Source organism: Lactobacillus rizhaonensis, assembly GCF_036246345.1.
GTDB lineage: Bacteria > Bacillota > Bacilli > Lactobacillales > Lactobacillaceae > Lactobacillus > Lactobacillus rizhaonensis.
On the sequence record NZ_BTTV01000007.1, the window covers coordinates 75,327 to 97,195 of the forward strand.

A 21,869-nucleotide genomic window follows, 5' to 3' on the forward strand; every position below is an offset into this window, starting at 1 on the left:
GCTTTTTTGTATGTAATTTTACACGCGCTGCAACTTTTGTACTTTTTAATAAAAAACTTAAAATTCAAATACGACTTTTTAGTGTCTTCGGTTAAATCGTTATAAAGTTTAAAAAACACCATACGAAAAAATATTGTTTCATATATGACACTTTTCAACTTGTCTCACTCCTTGAAGGTATTATCGGTATAAGAAAAAAATTAAAAACAAGGAGAAAAACAAATGACTAAATTTAATATTCGTGGTGGCTTTGGCGATACTACTAAGCCAGATGTAAATACTCGTGAACAAGATAACCTTTACTTGGCTGTAAATTCAAAGTGGTTAAAGGACAATCCTGTCCCTGCGGGTGAGCCGTGGATTAGTAGTTTTGATATAGCAGATAAACAAACGCGTAAACACCTTTTAAAAGATTTTTCTGCTTTTATTGCTGGTAAAAAACCAGTTCCCCAAGTTAAGAACTTTAACAAAGCAGTTGAATTTTACCGGATAGCTGAAGACGAAGAAAAAAGAGCTGCTGACGGTGCCGCCCCAATTAAGGAAGACTTGACTTTTTTAACCAGTCTCAACAATTTAGCTGATGTCAATAAGAACTTAACGAATTTGTTGCTAGCCGACAACTTGCCCTTCAAATTTGAAGTGGAACCAGATTTTAAGGATGCACAACTAAATATTGTCACTTTTTACCGGCAAAATTTGATTTTGGCCGATACCAGTTATTATGGTAATGAAAAAACTGCTGACTTGCTTGATGTTTGGCAAAAGCAAACCATTAACTTGCTGGTAATGAGTGGTATTAAGCAGGCTGAAGCTGAACAATACGCCACAGGAGCAGTTAAATTGGATCAGCGTTTGGCGCAGGTTTACCAATCAGCAGAGTATAATTCTAAAATTGAAAATATCTATCATCCAATGGGTATGACAGAATTTGCAAACCAGAGTAAAAATATTCATTTAGCTGATTTGATGAAAGAAAATGGACTTGAAACTGCTAAGAAAGTTAATGTTACTGAGCCAGGCTATTTAGCTAAATTTGATGAATTGTTTACTGAGCAACATTTCTTCGAATTAAAGGGTTGGCTAATCGGATATTTTATTAATCAAGCAGCTGGATATTTATCACGTAAATTTAGAAAGGCAATACTGCCACTAAGAAAAGCAATGTACGGCATAGATTCTTTAGTTACAGACGAGCGTTTTGCTTATGATGAGACGGTCAGATTATTTGGCGATGTCATTGGTCAATATTATGGTGAAAAATACTTGGGTGCTGAAGCCAAAGCTGATGCTACTAAAATCGTTAAGAATATGATTGCTGTTTACCAAGATCATTTAAAAAAGAATACTTGGCTGTCAGATACTACTAAGAAAAAGGCATTAAAGAAGCTAGATACTTTAGTCTTAAAAATCGGCTATCCAGAGCATGTTCAAGGATTCTATGACAAATTCAAGGTAACACCAGCTCTAGAGGGTGGCAGCCTATATAGTAATGTTAAAATAAATAATAAAATTAAACTTAAGGATAACTTTGCAGATATTAACAGACCCGTTGACCGCACACTTTGGATAATGTCGGCGGTAGAACCAAATGCTTGTTATAATCCGCCAAGTAATGACATTACCTTCCCAGCACTTTTACTGCAAAAGCCTTTTTATGATATACACCAAGATCGTGCAGCTAATTATGGCGGTTTTGGCGCAGTGGTAGGACATGAAATTTCACATGCGTTTGACAACAACGGCGCACAGTTTGATGAGTTGGGTAATATGAAAAACTGGTGGACTGATGAAGACTATGCCGAGTTTAATAAAAGGGTCGAAGCTGAAATTAAGCTATTTGACGGTGTTGAGGTCGGTACGAGCAAAATCAACGGTAAATTGACAGTTTCAGAAAACATTGGTGATCAGGGTGGCTTGACAGTAGCTGTTGCAGCTAATAAGCAAGAAGGTGGAGACGCCAAAACTTTGTTTGAAAACTATGCGCGAATTTGGGCAACAAACGCTAAGCCTGAATTTTGGCAATTAGTCGCCGCATCTGATGTTCATGCACTTTCCCAGGCTCGAGCAAATGTGCAGGTTCAATGTCAAGAGGAATTCTATCAGGCTTTCAATGTTAAAGAAGGAGATGGCATGTGGCTTGATCCGGATAAGCGGGTACAAGTCTGGTAAAATTTGATACTATAAATTAAGTATTTTTTAAGAAAATTAATTCCTGCTTTGTGCTAAAACAGATATAAGTCCAGCATGTGATGCTAGAAGAATAGTAAAAATAATTTTTTAGGCAGGAGAAAATAATAATGAAAAATATTCAAAGACTAACTACTATATTGGCGATTATTTTGTGGCTTGTTGTGATTGGTATTTTTGCAGTTGCTATCTCTAACAATCAGTTGTGGAGTATGGCTCCGGTTATTGCATATAACCGACCGCAAAACGCTCTTGGCTGGTTAATTGTAGCTGCTATTGGGGCAACAGCAGTCAGTGTAATTTTAAAACTGACAAGGGATAAATAAAATAAAAAGGGAATATTGTGCCATTAAAATTGTCCTAAATAAATATGCGACTAGAAAAGGAAAGCTGCTGGTTTTATTTTTGAACCAGCTCATAGAAACCTAGTGCACGAAAGAATACGAATGATCATAATAAACGTTCACAAATTATTTCTTTGGGATATTTTATTATATTAAACGGAAACAACCCTTAAGAAGTTGCCGCTGCAATAAGCAAAAGAAAATAAATAAGACAAAACACCTGACAAGATTTGAATATTGTCAGGTGTTTTTGATGGGAGAGTAATACTAAAGTATAATTATGATGGCTCAATTTAAAACTTTTTAGATAATGATCAAATAAGAGAAAAATACTTGCGAACCAAAGGAGGCTAAAAAATGAGTAAGATAAAGATTTTGGTAACGGGAATAGTACCAGAAGCTGGCTTAACGGAATTGAAAAAGAATTTCACAGTAACTTGTAAACCAGAAGCAGCTGGTAGAGCGTGGGTTTTAGCTCATTTAGCTGAATACGATGGTTTGATACTCACTGGAATGAAAGGCGATCGGGAACTGATAGATGCCGGCACTAATTTAAAAATTATTACTGCTAATGGCGTTGGCTTTGATCACATTGATATTGATTATGCAAAGGAAAAAGGAATTGTTGTGGCCAATTGTCCTAAAAGTGTCCTCATCCCCACCGCTGAAATGACATTTGCCTTAATGTTAGCGACCGTAAGACGCTTGCATTTTTATGACAAAACCATTCGTGAAGGAAAATGGGTTAATGTTTCTCAACCGAAAAATATGGGAACAGGACTCCAGGGAAAAACGCTCGGTATTTATGGTATGGGCCGCATTGGTTCTCAGGTAGCAAAGTATGCCCAAGTTTTTGGTATGAAAGTTATTTACCATAATAGACATCGTTTAAGTTCTCAAGAAGAAGCAAAGAAGAATGTTCATTACGTGGATTTTGCTACTTTAGTTAAAACAGCTGATGTAATCACTCTGCATGCTCCTGCAACTCCCGCTACAGCAGGCGTTTTCAACGCCCAAGTTTTTAAACAAATGAAAAAGACAGCTTATATTATCAATGTTGCCCGGGGTAAATTGATTAAACAAAATGATTTAATTGCCGCATTGCAAAACGGTGATATTGCAGGAGCAGGTTTAGATGTCTATGAAACTGAACCCAAAGTGCCACAAGCACTCTGCAAATTAGACAATGTAATTTTGTCACCTCACGCGGGTTCAGGGACGCTCGCTGCCCGCACAAATATTACTACTGAGGCTTCACAAAATCTCATTTCATATTTAAGGGATCACAAGCCATTAAACCAAGTTAATTAGCACAAAATAAGTATGAATAAAAACCAAGTTTTTGCTTGATTTTTTTCTTTTACTGCAATATAATATGAAGCTAACTACATGAAATATACTTCATGTTAATGAGAAGGTGAGATTATCAAAAATTTAGTTAAGGAAAATAGAAAAAAGCTGCACTTAACGCAGCGTGAGCTTGCCGCTAAAGTGGGGGTCACTGAACGAACGATCATCTCAGTAGAAAAGGAAAAATATAAGCCCTCACTCGTCTTGGCATATAAACTGGCGCAAGTTTTTAGAACTGATATTGAAACCTTGTTTTGTTTAGAGGAGTACTTAGAAAATGAAGAAGAATAAGAAAAGAAAGCTCAAATATTATTTCTCAGCATGCTTTTTTACATTATCAGCACTTCTTGAGTTGGCACTGATCAGTTTAGAAATTCTGCAGCACCGCAGGCAAACCGATATACCGAAAAATATTATTTATGCAGTTTTTGCTATTAGTGTTGCTGTTTATCTTTTTTATAAGGCTAAAACTGTAGGCACAGATAAAGATGATGAAGATGAGCGTGATGAGTTTATTACAGTGAAAACTGATCACCAAATGTATAAAATAGCTAACTGGTTAATTTATATTCTGAGCCTGGTCTTTCTAATTGGGGCGGCGTTCATGTATGAAGCTCAAGGGTTTACGACACTGGTCATAATATTGATAACCATTGCCGCTACTTTAAGTGTTTTATGGAACTTATTATTATTAATTGAGGTAATTATGGGTATTACTAATGAACTTAAAAATTAGTAAGGTCTAAGTATTTACAGGGTTATAAAACTGGTTTTGCATTTTAGTATAAAATTTGTCCCACTTACATTCCTGATAGTGACCTCTTAGTCAAATAGTATTGTAATCAAAGTCTTTCTCAAGTTTAATTAATTTATCATCTTTATGAATGAAAAAATTATTAACAAAACTGAGGGAGAAAAATAATGATTTACCATAACTATTCACATTTAAAATTCTTTTGGCTTAATGTTTTCGGTTTGATATACAGTACTTTAAATATCTTTGCCGCTTATATGCTTAGTAATTTGATCAATATGGCAACTAAGAGACAATTTTCAGCTTTACCTTCTTTAGTAACGCAGATCATAGTAGCGCTGACTATAATCTTAATTTCAGGCTTACTATTTAATTACTTAAAAACCGATGCAGTTAAGCAGATTAACACTAAGTTTAGATCTAAAGTACTGAAAGGAATGCTGCTAAATAAAGAAGAAGACAGCTCTGATTTAGGTTTTTTAACTAACGACTTTAAGTTATTAGAAACTAATCGTTATGAAGCTGAAATTGAAATTCTGATCTATGCCTATACCGTTATTTTGGCGCTGGGTTATGCTTTATATCTAAACTGGTTTGTTACCTTAATATATTTCGTGGGCTCAGCAATCCCTACAGTTGTGTCTAACTTTTTTCAAAAACCAATTCAAAAGGCATCAGGTGATTGGACTAAGGCCAACGATAAATATGTCAGTCAAACTAAAAATATTTTAGCTGGTACCGGTACTTTTAACTTATACGGCAAGCAAGACAATGCTGTCAAGCAAAATAAACGTGCCGTTAATCGCTTGGAAGAAAAACTGGCCAAAATGAATGTGCTGAATAATAATACTAATACTTACCTTAATGTTATCGCGATTGCCAGTGCCTTTTTATTACCATTTGCTTTTGGGTCATTTCTGGTAGTCAATGGTCAAATAACTTTGGGAGCTTTATTTGCTATTACCCAGCTTTCTAACTCATTTGTTAATCCTATCCTGCAAATTTTGAATGAACGAAACAATCTATCTACCACTAAGGGTATCGTTAACAAGATCAAGCAGTTTATTGCTAAAGGAGAACAAAAACAGCAAAATGGTGTTGCTACTGATGAGTTTAAGCAACTAGAAATAAAAGATCTGACTTTAAAACGACAAGGTAAAGAATTGGCTAGTCAAATTAATTTCGCAGTCGCCAAAGGACAAAAGGTTGCAGTCATTGGACCGTCCGGCTCTGGCAAATCCACCATGCTCCAATATTTAATGTATGGTGATTATGGTCAGGCACAAGAAGAGTTGCTTAATCAGAAGGCTGTTAAACCCGGTACTTTTACTAATCTGTTTGCATATTCAAGTCAAAGCGCAGTCATCTTTGCCGACTCATTATGGTTTAACCTAACCTTAGGTGCGGATATTCCCAGAGAAAAGGTAACAGAAGTTTGTGAACGTTTAGAACTGGGGCAGCTGGTTAAAGAAAAAGGTTTTGACTACCAATTAGGTGATAATGCCGACCAATTATCTGGCGGGCAATTAGCTCGAATTGAATTAGCAAGGGCAATTTTAGCTAAACGACCAATTTTATTACTAGATGAGGTTAATGCCTCACTAGATAAGACTACTTCTCAAGCAATTCATGACTACTTATTTGACTCAGACTTTACTTTCATTGAGGTTATTCACCACTATGAATCGGCAGAACTGAAGCGTTATGATGCCGTGATTGATTTCAATAATTATATCTAGAATTTATATTTCGAAAAAAATCTATAGTTAACAAAAAGCTTACTTTCTGAAAAAGAAAATAAGCTTTTTTGCATATAAAAGTTAAAACTGCAACATTTGCTGACACTTTTATTAAATTTCTTCGATAAGTAAACCACAGCGAAAATTGAAAACTAATTCAATAAGTAAAAAGATTAAAAAAATAATAATAGCTGAAACGTTTTGTGAAAAAGGAACATAGTTTTTAATCATTGGCGGAATTAATAATAAGGCTGCGACCATGACAGCTATTAAGACTGAGGATTTGGGATTAGGAATAACTTTATAATGAGCGTCAGTCTTATTAATAACCATTTTGGGCGAGCGATTTAGACCGCCTTGGGTAAGTTGCAGTGTGTCTCCTTTTTTTAAGTTTAGTTTTAAAGCATAACCAGCAGCGATACTGCCTACCCTTAAACCATTGACTATTACAGTTGTTGGTTTACCCATTGAAATATTATTCTTTGATCGTTGAACTGTAATCATACCGGTACACTTTCTTTAATAATAGTTGTTTAAGATTAGCTTATTAATAAAACAAATCAATGTCAATGTTGTTTACTAAAAAAAATTATGTTTACAAAACAAAATATATAAACTATAATTTTAGTGTAAGTGATGTAAGCGATAACAAGAAGGAGGTAATGAATTGTGCAATTAGTAAATGTCAGAGTTGATAGCCGTCTGATTCATGGTCAAGTTGCTCGTGTGTGGACTGGGCAATTAGGAGCAGAAAGATTAATGGTCGTTGGCGATAAAGTATCTAAAGATGACTTGGAAAAAACCGCTTTGAAATTAGCTCGTCCTACCCAGGCAGCTTTAAGTATTTTGCCACCGGATCGTGCAAGTAACAATATTGTTCAAGGCCGTTACGCCGACCAAAAAATATTTATTATAACACGTGAACCGGAAGCTCTGGTTCAGATGGTTGATGCAGGAGTACCAATTAAAGAAGTTAACGTTGGTAACTTGCCAAGTGGTGAAGGCAGACTGCAACTGTTCAAGAGCGTGGGAGTAAATGACGAAGAAATAAAGGCTTTTAAGGAACTTGATGCTCGGGGAGTAAAGCTTTACCACCAGATGGTCCCGAACGATCCTAGGGAGGACTTTATGTCTGAATTAAATAAACGGATGGAGAAATAATAATGAATTCATTGAGTGTAGTTCAAATAATTTTGCTGTCTTTGTTCGCTTTCTTCCAAATCAATGAAATTGTCACAGTTGGTATTGGTTTTGGTAACCCAGTTAACGCTGGCTTAATTGCAGGACTGATTGTCGGCGACATGAAATTAGGTTTGGCCGTAGGAGCAACATTACAGTTAATGATATTAGGTGTCGGTACTTTTGGTGGTGCTTCGATTCCTGATTATGCCACTGGAGCAATCATAGGTACTGCAATTGCACATATTTCAGGAAAAGGAATTAACTACGGTATTGGTGTTGCTATTCCTGTTGGCCTGTTGATGGTGCAACTTGATATTTTAGCTCGTTTTGCTAATACCTACTTTGCACACAGAATTGATAAGGCAATCGATCGTAACGATGATAAAGCTGTTGTACGAAATAGTCTTTATGGGGCTATTCCGTGGGGGCTTTCACGGTCAGTGCCCGTATTATTGGTGCTAATTTTTGGTGAAGCGTTTGTTAAAAATGTGCTGAATTACATGCCACAATGGTTAATGGGTGGATTAAAATCTGCCGGAACTATGTTACCAGCTGTTGGTATTGCCATCTTAATGCATTATCTGCCTATTAAGAAATTTGGTGCGTACATGATTTTTGGCTTTGTAGCTGCTGCTTACTTAAATGTGCCAATGCTTGGTGTCGCTCTCATCGGAGTCGGCTTTGCCATTAATCATTATAATTCTATCATTCATAATAAGAACCAATCTGGTGGCGACAGTAATGGCTTAGATGCACAAAAAGCTGCTGAAATGGGTATTGATGATAAAGGAGTAATTACCGGTGATGAAGAATAATACTACAGAAAAAACTACGACGGAACAAAGTCATAAGTTAACTAAAAAAGATATTCGTAGCGCTAACTTACGCTGGATTTTTACCTCTGCATTAAGCTGGAACTACGAAACGATGATGGCTCCAGGTTATGTTGGCTCACAAATGCCAATTTTACGTAAGTTGTATGGTGACAAGCCTGAAGATATGAAGAAAATGATGCGGGTGCAGTCTGAATACTTTAACACCAGTCCGCATATGGGTTCCATTATCCAAGGTGTCGACATTGCTCTTGAAGAAAAAGAGGGGATTAAGTCAGTTGACGGTGTAAGAGGTATTAAAACTGGTCTTATGGGACCATTTGCTGCCGTAGGTGATACTTTATTAGGTACCGTTCAATCAACTATTTTTGGTGCCATTGCATCATACATGGCCCTTAAAGGTAATCCGTTTGGTGCTATTTTATGGATGGTTGCACTAGGCGTTCTCTACATTTGGGCTTATACTTGGATGCCATTTGCCTACAAGCAAGGTGTCAACTTAGTTACTTCAATGAGTTCTAAGCTTAATGCACTGACTGATTCAGCAACTTTGCTGGGGGTAACGGTTGTAGGAGCTTTGATTCCAACTGTTATTACGTTAAAGATTCCGTTCATCTTTAGAGCTGGAAAAGTTTCGATGAAGCTGCAGGATATTTTTAACCAAATTATGCCATCGCTTCTGCCAGTTTTACTAGTTGCCTTTATTTATTGGCTGCTGGATCGTAAGCATATGAACTCGACTAGAGCAACTTGGTTTGTTCTAATCTTGGCTATTGTTTTGTTCAACTTAAAAGTTGTTGCTTAATAGCATGAAATATAGAAATTAATAAGTAATCAGATTATCTGCTGAGAAAAAGCATATTACTAAATTTAAGCAGGTAAAGTAAGAAAAAACGGATGTATTTTTCAATAATAATACAACCGTCTTTTCTTTGAACTGCAAAAAATATTTGTTATCATAATTGCAAAAATGCCGTAATAGCAACAATTATGTGTAGAATATCAGGTTCTAAAAGTTTATATTTTTAAGAAATTTATATTAATAGCACCTGTTATAACACCCAAATATGAAAGACGAGAAGATAAGATGGCTAATATCAGACAGGTAGCTAAGTTAGCAGGTGTTTCAGCAAGTACAGTCTCACGAATATTAAATGATGACACTTCTTTAAGTGTTACTGATCAAACACGGACCAAAGTTTTAGCGGCTACAAAAAAATTAAATTATCATATCAAAAATAAAAGTAAAAAATGTCCAGTTGTTGGTGTATTAACAACTATGGACTTGGATCAAGTAGCAGAATATACGTATTACCAACAAATAAAACAGGGAATCATTGAAGAACTCAAAAGAGAAAAAATGACATTGAGTTCTATCTATTATTTAAATAACTCTTTGGATAGTTCATTTTGGGATGGCGTGTATTATTGGGACGGCGTGATTGTTATCGGCGGCTTATCCGAATCAGCCATTAGCGAACTAAAAAAATTAAACTCTAATATCGTCATTATTGAAGCAAGATATAAAAATAATTCCGTCAAGCTGGTTAATGCTAATTTAACTGCCGGAGTAAAAGAAGCTTTAACGCAACTAGAAAAATTTGCTCAAACTAATATTGTATATGTTGGTGGTCCCCGTTATATGACTAATTTGCAGGGAGAAAAAACTCAAGCAAAAGGTGAGGTTCGTTTAAATTGCTACCGAGAGTGGATGAAGTTGCACGACCAAGATGAGTGTTCAATTCTTACTCCGGATTGGAGCATTGAAGATGGTGTCCAGGCGGGTAAAAAAATTGCACAATTACCTACTTTACCCAAAGGAATTTTAGCTGGAAATGATCAATTGGCAATTGGAATAATGCAGGAATTGCATACAAAAGGTTTTCATGCTCCTACCGATTATCACATTATTGGGTTTGATAATATTCAAATGGCACAATATTATATTCCCAGACTGTCATCAGTTTCTGTTCCTGAAAAAGACTTAGGTATAACTGCTGTCCATTTAATTAGAGAAGACATAATAGAAAAAAAGGCACGCGCCGCTACAACGTTATTAGAAGTTAAACTAATTTTGCGAGAAAGTACTGGCAATTAATATTGGAGGCCAATGATGTCAAATTATTATCCCAAGCAGTTAAGCGGAGATCAGACTAAGACTTTATTAACAAATCCTGATCGTGGCTTTCGCTTTGAAGTTTATTTAGATGTAAAGACAGGTAAGAGTATTTATGAATATGCTGATCAAGATGCTATCGCTGCTTTGAAAAGAGAAGCGTCACTGTATACCGATGATCAGCCGCGAATAGTGCAGGTTTATTTTTACTTAACAGGTTATCAACATAAACCGCTGGATGCACAAGCTTTTAACCACATGAATGCCTTTTTTGACGAACTTGCTAAGTTAAACTTAAAGGCACTGCTGCGTTTTGCATATGTTTCTGAAGATAAGAGGCCTTATAGACAAGCTCCTAGTGTGCACAGGGTACAGCAGCATTTGGAGCAGTTATCAGGTTGGCTGCAGGAACACCGCAGGCAGATTCACGCTTTACAAGCAGGAATCATTGGCCCTTGGGGTGAGTGGTCGCAACATGCTCGTGATACTACTGATGAATCAACCATTCTTCATAGTTTGTTGTTAAATTCTCCCCAAGATTTGACGGTTCAAGTACGCTACCTAAATATTAAAAACCGTAATATAAATGTTACTGAAAAATGGAATGAACAGCGAATTGGCTTTCATGATGATTTTCTAATTGGTATTGACCACGAATGGAATACGGCTGGTAAAAATCATGAATCTAATGAATACCAGCAACTATTAAGAGAATCAAAAAATACAGTTGTTGATGGGGAAAGCATTTGGTTATTTGCCAATCCTATGTATTTAGAAACAAAATATGTCGATCCTGAATTGATGACGCAAAGAATGGTTGAGAATCATTTCACTACTTTGAGTATTGCGCATAATTACCATGAAATAGAAACTAATTCATATTTTAACGTGACGCTAGAAAATGAATTAAAGAGAACTGGCAAGCCAGAAGGGCTTAAATTCCCTCAAACAGGTTCATTTGAATATTGGAAGCATGTTCCTGTTACACCGGATTTATTAGATGAAAAGCATTGGCCATATCAATCTTCATGGTTTTGGGATCAGAAAAAGCAGCCAATTAAACGAAATTATTTTGAATATTTACGTGATTATTTAGGCTATCGCCTAGAGACTACACAAATTAGCTATAATTCCGCTTTAAATGCTGCAGTTTACCTGACACTGAAAAACACGGGTTTCGCTGCACCGTTAGCTTTGGCGAAAATAGAATTGCTGGCTGTGAATAAGCAGCAGGATGTTATTGGTAAAGCTTTAGTAGAAAAAAGCACTTTACAAACTAATAATGAAATAACTACGGTTATTCCATTGACTAAATCTGATCAACCTGACAAAATCGGAGTCAAACTGCTTGCTACTAATGGTAATACGGCACGTCTGGCTAATGAGTGTCAATGGGCAGATGGCATCAATTGGTTTAAATTATGACCGAGGAATTATCATGAAAAAAGCATTTAAGAAACTAACTTTAATAGCTGTATTTTTAGGGCTATTTCTTTTACCAAGCCAGCAAAGTTTATTTGCAGTAAAGGCCGCAACCGTTACTGGATATGACGAAAAGCCCCTAACCGAACAACAAAATCAAGAAATGGCTAACAATACTGATCGCGGCTTTCGTTTAGAGTTAAATTTAAATGTTAAGACCGGCAAGGGCTTATGGGCTAATGCGGATAAAACCGGGATAGCGCAAATGCAAAATGCGGTAGCTACATTTTCTGCTGATAATCCGCGACTTGCACAAGTATACTTTTATCTAACAGATTATAAAAATAAGCCATTAGATCAAACGGCCTTTGATAATATGGATCAATATTTCCAAAAGTTAAAGCAATACCATTTGCAGGCTGTGTTGCGTTTTGCTTACATTTGGGATGATGCTCAGCCAAAGTCTCAGGAACCTACAACTGAGCAGGTAGTTGCACATATTAAGCAGCTAGCTCCCTGGATTGCCCAGCATCGCGATCAAATAGCGAATTTACAAGCAGGGTTTATTGGAGCTTGGGGAGAATGGGACAGCGGTGCCCGCAGCCGTATGAACGAAAAAGAAATTCTCCAAGCCTTGTTAGCTAATACTCCTAAAGACTTATTTATCCAAGTCAGATATTACAATATTAAGTCACGAAATATTGACCCGCAAAGTTCTGACTGGCAAAGAGTTGGATTTCATGATGATTACTTAATTGGTCGTCCTCACGTTTGGAATACTGCCGGTGCTGATCCTAATTCTGCTGAATGGCAGGCAATGGCAGAACAATCTCAGACTGTACCGGTTGACGGTGAAATGATTTGGGGTTCTGCCAATGCATCAGACAATAACGGTCAGTTAATTTCTGCACCACTGATTGCTCAACGTCTAGCAGTTCATCATTTTACTTCATTGAGTATAGCTCATAATTACAAAGAAGATGGCAAGGACTATTCTCTGAGTTCTTGGAAACGTCAATTAGTAACACCTGCACTTTTAGACCAATATAAATTACCATATCAGAAATCATGGTTTAAAGATACTAATGATAATGAAATAAGTCGTTCTTGGTATGAATATATCAGGGATTATCTGGGCTACCGCTTAGCAGTTAAAGATATCAGCTATCAAGTAAATGAACAGAATATCGACTATCAAGTTAATCTAACTAATTATGGCCTGGCTGCTCCTGTCCTAATGAATAAAGCAGAACTAGTATTACTGGATGCAGCTAAAAACGTAGTGGCTACTAAGGATGTAACTGGCATTGCTCACCTACAGTCTTTGCAAACTTTACCAATCAAATGGCAGGTAGATAAGGCCTTAGTTAGCCAGGCAAAGTATTTAGCCTTTAAGTTTACTGGTTACAGTAATACGGGAAACCGCTTGGCCAATAATATTAATTTTGCAGATGGCTATAATTATTTGCTGACACTTAATTAGATATCGTATTACTATAATTGAATATTAAAAAGCTGCTGGATTGCGTCTTAAAACGTTAGTTCAGCGGCTTTTTTTACTTGATGTAAATTAAAGCCGAGATTAGTTTTTGTTTTAAATTAAGCTACTATAACTTTAGAAGCCATAATAAATTTGATTAAAATATGATAAAATCATTATTAATTACTTTTGCCGGTTTCTAGTGAGTTTCATAAAGTCAGGTGTTATTATTCATGAAGAGCACATATTTTAAAGCCAATTTCAATATTGCACGCAAATCTAAGAAAAACATTCTGCTAATGGGAGCCTTAATTGTGTTCATGGTTTTCTTCGTTTTATTGGTTGGAAATCAGAATCTGGGCGATAATTACCGTCAGTGGCAGTCATACTATGACTCACTGGAAATTAATATCAGCTACTTTAACGGTAACTTATTACGTAAACAAAAATATAAACAAACTTATGACAATTTAAACGCCCAGGAAGGTTGTATTGCCAGCCTGCAAAATGGTGAAGTTTTAGAGTCGCCACAAACATATTTAGAGAGTTCACTTAACTTATTTCAAACTATGCTTGATGGTTATCAAAATAATTATTTGGGTGCCAGTACCTTAAATGTACCCCCTAAATACCAATTGCGTCAGGGATTGGTTACATATAAATATCTTTATCAGCATCATATACCACCTGCAATGAGCTCAAAAGTATCCGTAACTTATTTAATTTATATTGTGAATTTCATAGCTGTCCTGATCTTCTTTTATATCTTGCTTATTGCCAATGATGTGTGGATGGTTAAATTAGATCATGAAACGGTTTTACGTAACATTCCGTATCGTGTGGAAGATGAAGTAAAAGGTAAGACAATGATTAATCTGGTTTTAACTTTAGTACCACTAATTATTGGTTTAATTGGCGCGTATCTGTTTGCTGGCCTTCTTAACGGCTTTCGCAGTTTGAATTATCCTAATGTTTTTTATTTTAATAAAATTAGGGCAATTCCTATATGGCTGGATTGCTTAATCTTTTTGTTCTATACAGCGGTCTTAGTGGTCTTTGTGACCAGTCTGACGCTGCTTCTTAACCAACTAACCAAAAATGTTTATTTAAGTACCTTTATTGGCATTGCCCTTTATGTTTTATCTTATTTACCTAGCAAGTTGCTTAAAGCCATTATTTGGCTACCGTCTGTATACTTAAATGTTAATGATGTGCTTAACGGCACAGTGGCAAGTAAAACTGGATTTGCAGGACTAAATTTTGCCACCGCAGCAGTAATATTGTTAATTTGGTCACTTGTCTGTGTAGTTTGGTTTAGGTATTTGGTTAATAAAAAGGGGGCTGCACGATGAGATGGCGCTATTTTCTTTTCCAATTAAAGGCATTTTTGCTCAATCCTAAAAATATTGGTCTATTTATTGCTACTATTATTATGTCTCTTTATTTTGGTTTGGTCAGTGTGCCCAATCATGAAGTAATTGAGCAGGTCGATGCTAAACCAATTCAAAAAGAATATATTGACGATACAGCTTTTCTCAAAGTAGCACGGCAAGAGATAGCTTATTCCAATAAACCGGGTTATTTTTATTTTCCCAGTAAGGGTGCGATAGATGCGGTTGGTACATATCCCAAAGTTTTAGCATACGATAAACAGCTTTTAAGGGCTTTAAAGAAAAATGATTTGCAAACATATACTAAGTATGCTAGCAGACGTTATCAATATATTGATAATCTGATTCATACAGAAGGAAACCAAAATTTCTTGTATCCAGCTGCTTATAATAAAAGTAATAATTACCAACAGGATGGGCATTTTGGTTATCAGCGCACGCGTCATTTATACAATGCACTTTTAGCTGGTAAAAAGAACAGGCAAACACCGCTGAATAAAAATATTCTGGAAGAACGCACTGCTTTGCAGGTAATGCAAAATTCGCTTTCTGGCTGGACAGTTCTAATATTAGTAGTAATAGTTTGCTTCTTTGCTGCTGATATTGTGACTAATGACCGGAAATATTATACGGTACTGGAAAATATTCCCTTAAGTAAACGAACCATTCTCTGGCTTAAAACAGGGGTTGTCGAAGTAGGAGTACTAATAGATTTTATTGTAGCTAGTGTAATAGCTCTTCTCTGTATCGCACCTAAATATGGTATGGGGTCATTAAAATTGAATACAGTCGCCTATTTAGGGCGGATTGACTTCAAACTTATCTTTAAAACGGAAACGCTGGGTATGTATTATTTGCAATTCATTATTTTTGCAATCATTGTTTCGTTTATTTTTATCAGGCTCACAATTTTGCTGTCTTTGACTCTACGTAATGAATATGTAGCAGGTATGCTCAGTAGTTTGTTTGCCATCAGTGCCAAGGTACTATACTTCTCGTTCGGAATGGGCTTTGTTCACCCGGTTTTGGAGAAGTTGCCCATGACATATTTTTCAATTGGTGACAGCACTACAGGCAATTTAGCTTATTTAATGGATACTCCTGGCTGGGGCTTTAACTCAGGGCTGGGGCCACTACTTGTAGCTATGCTTGCCATCGAAATATTACTGTTTCTGTTTACCCAAATTAAAAGTATTCCTTTAGTTAGGCGGGGTGATTAAAATGTTAGAACTAAAAGATGTCAGATTGGCTTTTGGAAAAAACGTTGTTTTGGATGACATTAACCTCAAATTTAAACAAGGAGAAATAGTTGGCTTGGTTGCTCCTAATGGGACAGGTAAGTCAACCCTGATTAATGTTATTTTGCATAATTTAACACCGCAAAAAGGATTCGTTGAGTATGAAGGTACACGTTATCAAAGTCAAAAAGATACGATTAAATTGCACCAGCAAATCTGCTCTTTTCCCGAACAAAGTGATTTATTTCCTTTCATGACGGGGCGGGACCATCTTAATTTATATGCTGATCTTTGGCACAATTCTGCTAAACCTGTTGACCAAATTATTGCTGACTTGCAAATGAAAAGTTATGTTGATCGGAAAGTGCAGACATATTCTTTGGGAATGAAACAGAGACTTTGCTTTGCCATGGTAGTAGCAGCTGATTCTCCAGTAATGCTTTTAGATGAGGTAATGAATGGACTCGACCCTCAGAATGTGGCTTTAATTTCACAGATACTTCTTAAATTAAAAGAAGAAAAGAAGCTAATCATTATGGCCTCACACCTTTTGTCCAACTTGCAACAGTACGCTGATAGAGTCTTGTTTATGGGTAAGGGACATATCATTGAAGATTTAGACAATAAAAAGCAAAAAAAGCGTTATTTAAAAATGCAGTCTAGTCCTGAAGCTACTAAGCTGCTGTCTGATTATCATTATGAGACTCTGCCCAATAATCTGCTACTGGTTCCTTTGGCAGAAATTACCCCAGACAAGCTGACTCAGCTGCTAGCAAACCTAGTGAAAGCCGATATTCAGTACTCGGTTGAAAGAATTGATATCGAAGACTTATTTAACAAATTTTATAATTAGTTTAGAGCTTTAACCCGATTTAATATTTGTAAAAAGTAAGTAGCCGTAGTTTGCATGTTCATACTGGTTAAAAAATGAATAATTGAAACAGCTAAATCATCATTGGCAGTATTGTGAAAGGTGAGAATTGCATTTAAAAATTTGCGACCAACAATTAGCAACATTTCGTTATCTGGTAAGTCAATCTGATTTATTTGAGTGAGCAGTTTATCTGCAAATTTAAACTGACTATTTGTAATTAAGCCAATTACAGCTTCAAACAGTGCCGCTATACCAAAATGAAATGTACCATCTCCCGCTTTTTTAATAAAAGAATTATTATTGATAACCTGAACAGAAATTTGGTAAATGATTCTGGGGCTAATAATCGGGATAACATTGGCAAACAGTGAAAGAAATTCATGACCCCAAACAGTTATTTTACTTAATTGCTGGTTTAGTTCATTTTGTTGAGCTATAGGAAAAATGTTGTGCTGTGAAGTTTTATAATACAAACTGCAAGCAATTGCTGCATAATCGAGATCAAAAGGGTCTTGACTTAACTTGTATTTATTTAATCCCGCTTGAGCCAGTTTTTCCAAATAGTCTTTATCGTGGTTACTCCAAGATTCTTCTAAAATAAGTGCAATATGATCCTGTGGGTCGAGTTTGGCAAGCGCAATATATTCAGTTGCTGATAAACTGATTCTTTCGCATAGTTTTAAAACCCGGTTAAAATCCATCTGGCCTTGATCATTTTCCCACCGGGATAGCATCTGAATGGAACAAATACCTTTAGCTGCTTCTTTAAGCGTAATATGCTGTTTTCTTCTTAATTGTTTAAATTCAATTCCTGATTGCATGTTGCTTTGTCCTTTTTAAGATATTATGCACTTTTTTCTCATATATGAGAAATAAAAAAGCCAGAAAAATAATTCATGCTTTAATATGTTTAATCAAAAAATATTTTAACTGTTTTAATAATGAAAAAGGAGTAGAAAAATGCAATCTTCATTAAAATTTGCGCCTAAATGGAAATTAGGTGCATACACACTTTTAGCAATAGTCAGTGCGTTTGGCAATGTTGTGATTGCTTATGTCACCAAGATCATGTTAAATGCAGCGCAATATCGTCAAGGCGACAGTAGTAATTTAATTAAAATTGCTGGCATTGGTGCTGCAACAATCTTAATTATTATGTTGTCTAATTTTGTATACCGCTATATCAAGTGTTCTATTATTCAAGATGTCAATGTTTATCTTAAAGAGAAAACGATGGGTTATCTGATTGAACAACGCAGTGATTCACAAAAGGACGGCTTAAGCCTGATGACCAACGATCTTAAACAAATTGAGACGTCTAAGACTACAAATGAACTAATGATCATTGCAGAATTAGCTTCTTTTCTACTTTCAGTTGTGGTTGGTTTAATCAATTCTTGGATTTTAACATTAATTTTTATGGTAACTACTTTAATTCCCGGACTGGTGCAAAGAGCATTTACTAAAACTATTCAAGCCAAAGCAAAAGTCTGGGAGACAAATAATGTTTCGTATACCCAGAGTGTGAATGACGGGCTAAACGGAGCGCAAACTGTTGGATTGTACGATGCTCAAAGTTCGACTATTAGTAAAGTCGTTAACAGTGCTAAAAGAATGGAAGAGGCATTGAAGTCATTAAACTTCACACAAGCTGCAGCGGGAGAAGTCATTATGGCTTTTGCAGATATTTTTAGCTTTATACTACCATTTTTAGTAGGTGCTATCTTAATGCTGCAAGGACAGATCGGTGTTGGTACCTTAATTATGATAGTGCAACTATCAAATGAATTTATTAATCCGATAGTTAATATTTTTCAGCAATTAAATGCTATTAAGTCTACTAAACCGATGTGGGATAAAGTAGAGCAGGCTTTGTCTTTTTCAGCTGACAGTATTAAAAGTGCGAAAACTGGTCAATTTACTGGTTTGAAAGTTGAAGATGCCACTTATAGTCAAGGTGGAAGAAAAATTTTTGCTCATCTTAACTTGACGGTAGCACCTAACGAAAAAATTTTACTCATGGCACCTAGTGGCTGGGGTAAAACTACACTGTTAAACTTAATGTTGGGTAAAATTAAGCCCAACGAGGGGCATGTCTTTATTGATGATAAAGATGTTACCGGTAATTGGGCTGAAGCTCACGATAATTTTAGTTACGTCAACCAAAAGCCGTTTATCTTTGATGATACAATCAAATTTAATATTTTACTGGGACGAAAAGTTTCTGCAGCAAGTTTGGCTAAGGCAGTCGAAGCGGCGGGACTAACAGAGCTCGTAGATGAAAAAGGCTGGGACTATCAGGTTGGTGAAAAGGGGGCAAATTTATCTGGAGGACAAATCCAAAGAATTGAAATTGCACGTGCTTTTCTCTCTGAACGGCCCGTATTGCTGGCAGATGAGGCTACTAGTGCCCTTGATCCGGAGCTGTCACTTGCAATTCATAAAACGTTATTAAAAAAGCCTAATTTGGCAGTAATTGAAGTGGCTCATAAAATTTCTGCCACTGAAAAATCATTGTTTGATCGGATAATTAATTTAAATGGAGAAAATGAAGAATAAAGAAGTATTAATACGCTATATTGATGATGATGGAGTTGTTAGAGTATGGCCTGGTAAGGCTAAAAACCGGCTGTTGATTTTACAATATTTGGCAACTAAATTTGAACCAGCTAAAAAATATTCTGAGCAGGAAGTGAACCTGACTTTAATGCACTTTGTGTCAGACTATGTTACTAGAAGACGAGACCTAATTGAGAATCATTTTTTGAACAGAACAGATGACGGCAGAGTTTACTGGCTGAATGAAGAAAATGGGGTAAAGGATTAGGATTTAATTTATTATAATTATGGACTAGTGGCGCATTAACCGCTTGTCCTTTTTGTTTGGGCGAAAAGTTACAAGTTAATTTAGCAGCCTTTGTAGTAAAATTTAATTTGTGTAATAGCAACTGCAATATAAAATAATCTAGAAAGACTAAAAGGAGTATTTTTATAACTTTAAATAACAAAAATATGAAATTTAATTGACTGCTATATAAAAATAACATATAATTTTCATAATTATCGTACAGTGAAGACTATTAGTAAATTGACTGTTGTTGCTAAGCTGAGAATCTATTTGAAATGAAAATTAGCTGAATTTTGATTCTTAGTTAAATTTGAGTACACCTTTTAGGCGATAAGTTTAAATTATTTCAAAAATGTTAGGTAATATTCACGGAGATTTCTATATGAAAAAAAAGTTTTATTCGCTCTACAAGGTTTTCCTTATTAATGCTTTTAGCAACAAAATTGCTTTAATGTTTAACATTGTTTTTCCAGTTATATATTTTGCTATATCTAACGCTCCGGTCTTGATTAATAACTATACTGTCAGTAAGAGTAAACTAATTAGCGGCAGTGCATACTATTTTGCCTATATTGCTTTAACAACTGTTCTAAACTCAGTGATTCTGGCAATGGTTGAGTATCGTGACTACGGCTATTATAAAGTTATTTACATGGTAACCAATTCAAAATATCTAGTATTAATTAGTCAATTTTTATCGCAATGGACGTTTTTAATAATAGAATTATTTCTATTTAACTTAATTACCGCACTAATGTTTAAGTCTTTTGCCTATCTAGGTTATTTACTGTTAACCACTATCATAGCTGCGACTGTGTTGGTTTTGCCTTTAACTATGGGCTTGTATTTTTTGTTAACAACAAAATTAAAGTTGCAAACTTACAATATTGTTATTACATTGATTATTTTGGCCTCATTCATGGTGTCAGCTGTTGAAGCAAAAAATAAACTATTAAATTTATTATTACTATGTACGCCCGTTAAATACCTGATGAAGGGGTATGAAGTAATAATGCAAATGATGTTTTCTAGAGTAAATTGGGCAACCCTTGCTAATTTATTGATCGTTATTCTGATTTATGTCCTATTTGGGATGATTTTTATTGCGAAACAAAATATTTCTACAGTTTTTGAAAAATAGTTGTAAGGAGACAATATGGAAATTAAGCATTTGAACTTTTCTTATAAAAATAAAGAAATCTTTGCCGATTTTAACGCAAAATTTATTGACGATCAGTTAAATATAATCATTGGCAGTAATGGTGCTGGTAAAACGACTTTACTTAATCTTATCTATGGCTTTATTGATAGTCCTGCTACAGCTATGATAGGTTTTCCTTCTATGCCCAATATTATTTATAAATTTCAAAATATGTCTTTCTTTGATGAGCTGACGGTAAAACAAGTAATAAATTTTTTTAAATCAATGAATGATCACACTGCTACAAGTACTAATGCGCAAACTAGTTTTTATAATGAGATTATAAAAGGATTAATAAATACCAAACTAAGGTCTTTATCTGGTGGAGAATACCAATCTGTTATGGTTTATTGTACTAGCATAATAGAGCGGAAATTATATTTATTCGATGAACCTCTTAGTGGAATTGACAGTTATATTGAAAATTTAATTCTAGACTTAATTGTATCTTTAGTTGTTGAGAAAAAGAAAAAAGTTATTATGACTTTGCACCAGCTGGATAAATTAAATTCCATGCAGGCGCATATTGTATTCGTTGGGAACAAAAAATGTGTTTTTCAAGGTACCTACAGTGAAATGTTACACATTGCAGATACAGATGATATTGATATTGCATTTAAGAAAATGCGATCAGGCAATATCTTGTTAAATCAAGAGTAACTATCCTTTGATTTATAAGAAGTAATAAAACTGATTAAGCTGAACAGACTATTTTGGTTTGCATGGTTTATTAATCAGCAATGCATTACTAATTAAAATGAAGTGGCTTAATAAATGGCTCTTTGTCAAACATCCTAAAGTAGGAAGCAGATAGAAGTATGACGATACTTTTATCTGCTTTTTCTTTATACTTAAAGTTGAAGTTGAGGTCGCCAACAGGATTGAATCTTTGAATTCGATTGTCAAACGG

21 protein-coding genes are annotated in these 21,869 nt (G+C 35.4%); 19 read left to right on the forward strand and 2 right to left on the reverse strand.

All coding sequences use genetic code 11. The features are described from left to right. The first annotated feature begins 222 nt into the window (after positions 1-222). The 6 genes from AAA915_RS08370 (at position 223) to AAA915_RS08395 (ending at position 6,374) form a co-directional block, all read left to right on the forward strand. Positions 223-2,169 carry a M13-type metalloendopeptidase gene (locus tag AAA915_RS08370; RefSeq protein ID WP_338201436.1) on the forward strand — a complete coding sequence of 649 codons (1,947 nt, stop codon included), beginning with the start codon at positions 223-225 and terminating at the stop codon, positions 2,167-2,169. A 128-nt stretch (positions 2,170-2,297) separates the two neighbouring features. Further along, entirely contained in the window at positions 2,298-2,513 is a 216-nt protein-coding gene (locus tag AAA915_RS08375) for a hypothetical protein (RefSeq protein ID WP_338201437.1), read from the forward strand. A gap of 375 nt (positions 2,514-2,888) precedes the next feature. After that, positions 2,889-3,842, forward strand: coding sequence for an NAD(P)-dependent oxidoreductase (locus AAA915_RS08380; protein ID WP_338201439.1), 954 nt, complete (start codon positions 2,889-2,891; stop codon positions 3,840-3,842). A 114-nt stretch (positions 3,843-3,956) separates the two neighbouring features. Further along, complete coding sequence (locus AAA915_RS08385) at positions 3,957-4,172, forward strand: helix-turn-helix transcriptional regulator (protein WP_338201476.1); 216 nt, start codon at positions 3,957-3,959, stop codon at positions 4,170-4,172. Next, a complete protein-coding gene (locus AAA915_RS08390) occupies positions 4,159-4,617 on the forward strand; it encodes a hypothetical protein (RefSeq protein ID WP_338201441.1) in 459 nt (152 codons plus the stop codon). The genes AAA915_RS08385 and AAA915_RS08390 overlap by 14 nt, the downstream gene beginning before the upstream one ends. A 185-nt stretch (positions 4,618-4,802) precedes the next feature. Then, complete coding sequence (locus AAA915_RS08395; protein ID WP_338201443.1) at positions 4,803-6,374, forward strand: ATP-binding cassette domain-containing protein; 1,572 nt, start codon at positions 4,803-4,805, stop codon at positions 6,372-6,374. 111 nt (positions 6,375-6,485) lie between these two features. Here AAA915_RS08395 and AAA915_RS08400 read toward each other — a convergent pair whose 3' ends face one another. Further along, positions 6,486-6,878 carry a hypothetical protein gene (locus tag AAA915_RS08400; RefSeq protein WP_110445351.1) on the reverse strand — a complete coding sequence of 131 codons (393 nt, stop codon included), beginning with the start codon at positions 6,876-6,878 and terminating at the stop codon, positions 6,486-6,488. A 165-nt stretch (positions 6,879-7,043) separates the two neighbouring features. Between AAA915_RS08400 and AAA915_RS08405 the strand changes: the two genes are divergently transcribed. The 9 genes from AAA915_RS08405 (at position 7,044) to AAA915_RS08445 (ending at position 16,889) form a co-directional block, all read left to right on the forward strand. Beyond that, entirely contained in the window at positions 7,044-7,535 is a 492-nt protein-coding gene (locus tag AAA915_RS08405; protein ID WP_338201445.1) for a PTS sugar transporter subunit IIB, read from the forward strand. 2 nt (positions 7,536-7,537) lie between these two features. Next, a complete protein-coding gene (locus tag AAA915_RS08410) occupies positions 7,538-8,371 on the forward strand; it encodes a PTS mannose/fructose/sorbose/N-acetylgalactosamine transporter subunit IIC (protein ID WP_338201447.1) in 834 nt (277 codons plus the stop codon). Beyond that, on the forward strand, positions 8,361-9,194 hold the full coding sequence (locus tag AAA915_RS08415) for a PTS system mannose/fructose/sorbose family transporter subunit IID (protein ID WP_046324039.1): 834 nt from the start codon (positions 8,361-8,363) through the stop codon (positions 9,192-9,194). The genes AAA915_RS08410 and AAA915_RS08415 overlap by 11 nt, the downstream gene beginning before the upstream one ends. Positions 9,195-9,476: 282 nt before the next feature. Then, a complete protein-coding gene (locus tag AAA915_RS08420) occupies positions 9,477-10,487 on the forward strand; it encodes a substrate-binding domain-containing protein (RefSeq protein ID WP_338201449.1) in 1,011 nt (336 codons plus the stop codon). Positions 10,488-10,502: 15 nt separating this feature from the next. Further along, positions 10,503-11,930, forward strand: a complete 1,428-nt coding sequence (locus AAA915_RS08425) for a DUF4874 domain-containing protein (RefSeq protein WP_338207488.1) — start codon at positions 10,503-10,505, stop codon at positions 11,928-11,930. A 13-nt stretch (positions 11,931-11,943) separates the two neighbouring features. Further along, a complete protein-coding gene (locus tag AAA915_RS08430; protein WP_338201453.1) occupies positions 11,944-13,410 on the forward strand; it encodes a DUF4874 domain-containing protein in 1,467 nt (488 codons plus the stop codon). Positions 13,411-13,640: 230 nt separating this feature from the next. Continuing rightward, positions 13,641-14,759, forward strand: coding sequence for an ABC transporter permease subunit (locus AAA915_RS08435; protein ID WP_338201455.1), 1,119 nt, complete (start codon positions 13,641-13,643; stop codon positions 14,757-14,759). Continuing rightward, complete coding sequence (locus tag AAA915_RS08440) at positions 14,756-16,018, forward strand: tellurium resistance protein TerC (protein WP_338201457.1); 1,263 nt, start codon at positions 14,756-14,758, stop codon at positions 16,016-16,018. The genes AAA915_RS08435 and AAA915_RS08440 overlap by 4 nt, the downstream gene beginning before the upstream one ends. A gap of 1 nt (position 16,019) precedes the next feature. Beyond that, positions 16,020-16,889 (forward strand): ATP-binding cassette domain-containing protein, encoded by an 870-nt coding sequence (locus tag AAA915_RS08445; protein ID WP_338201459.1) that lies wholly within the window; start codon positions 16,020-16,022, stop codon positions 16,887-16,889. Here the strand turns inward: AAA915_RS08445 and AAA915_RS08450 are convergent. Further along, the gene (locus tag AAA915_RS08450) at positions 16,886-17,731 is read right to left on the reverse strand and encodes a helix-turn-helix domain-containing protein (RefSeq protein ID WP_338201461.1); all 846 of its coding nucleotides are present in this window, start codon (positions 17,729-17,731) and stop codon (positions 16,886-16,888) included. The two genes, AAA915_RS08445 and AAA915_RS08450, sit on opposite strands and share 4 nt — an antisense overlap. A gap of 139 nt (positions 17,732-17,870) precedes the next feature. On the opposite strand from AAA915_RS08450, the gene AAA915_RS08455 reads away from it, so the two are divergent. The 4 genes from AAA915_RS08455 (at position 17,871) to AAA915_RS08470 (ending at position 21,619) form a co-directional block, all read left to right on the forward strand. Next, the gene (locus tag AAA915_RS08455; RefSeq protein WP_338201463.1) at positions 17,871-19,469 is read left to right on the forward strand and encodes an ABC transporter ATP-binding protein; all 1,599 of its coding nucleotides are present in this window, start codon (positions 17,871-17,873) and stop codon (positions 19,467-19,469) included. Continuing rightward, entirely contained in the window at positions 19,459-19,737 is a 279-nt protein-coding gene (locus AAA915_RS08460; protein ID WP_338201465.1) for a DUF2087 domain-containing protein, read from the forward strand. Before AAA915_RS08455 ends, AAA915_RS08460 begins: the two co-directional genes overlap by 11 nt. 403 nt (positions 19,738-20,140) lie before the next feature. After that, positions 20,141-20,899, forward strand: a complete 759-nt coding sequence (locus tag AAA915_RS08465) for a hypothetical protein (protein WP_338201468.1) — start codon at positions 20,141-20,143, stop codon at positions 20,897-20,899. Between the two features lie 15 nt (positions 20,900-20,914). Continuing rightward, entirely contained in the window at positions 20,915-21,619 is a 705-nt protein-coding gene (locus AAA915_RS08470) for an ATP-binding cassette domain-containing protein (protein ID WP_338201470.1), read from the forward strand. The last annotated feature ends 250 nt before the right edge of the window (positions 21,620-21,869 follow it).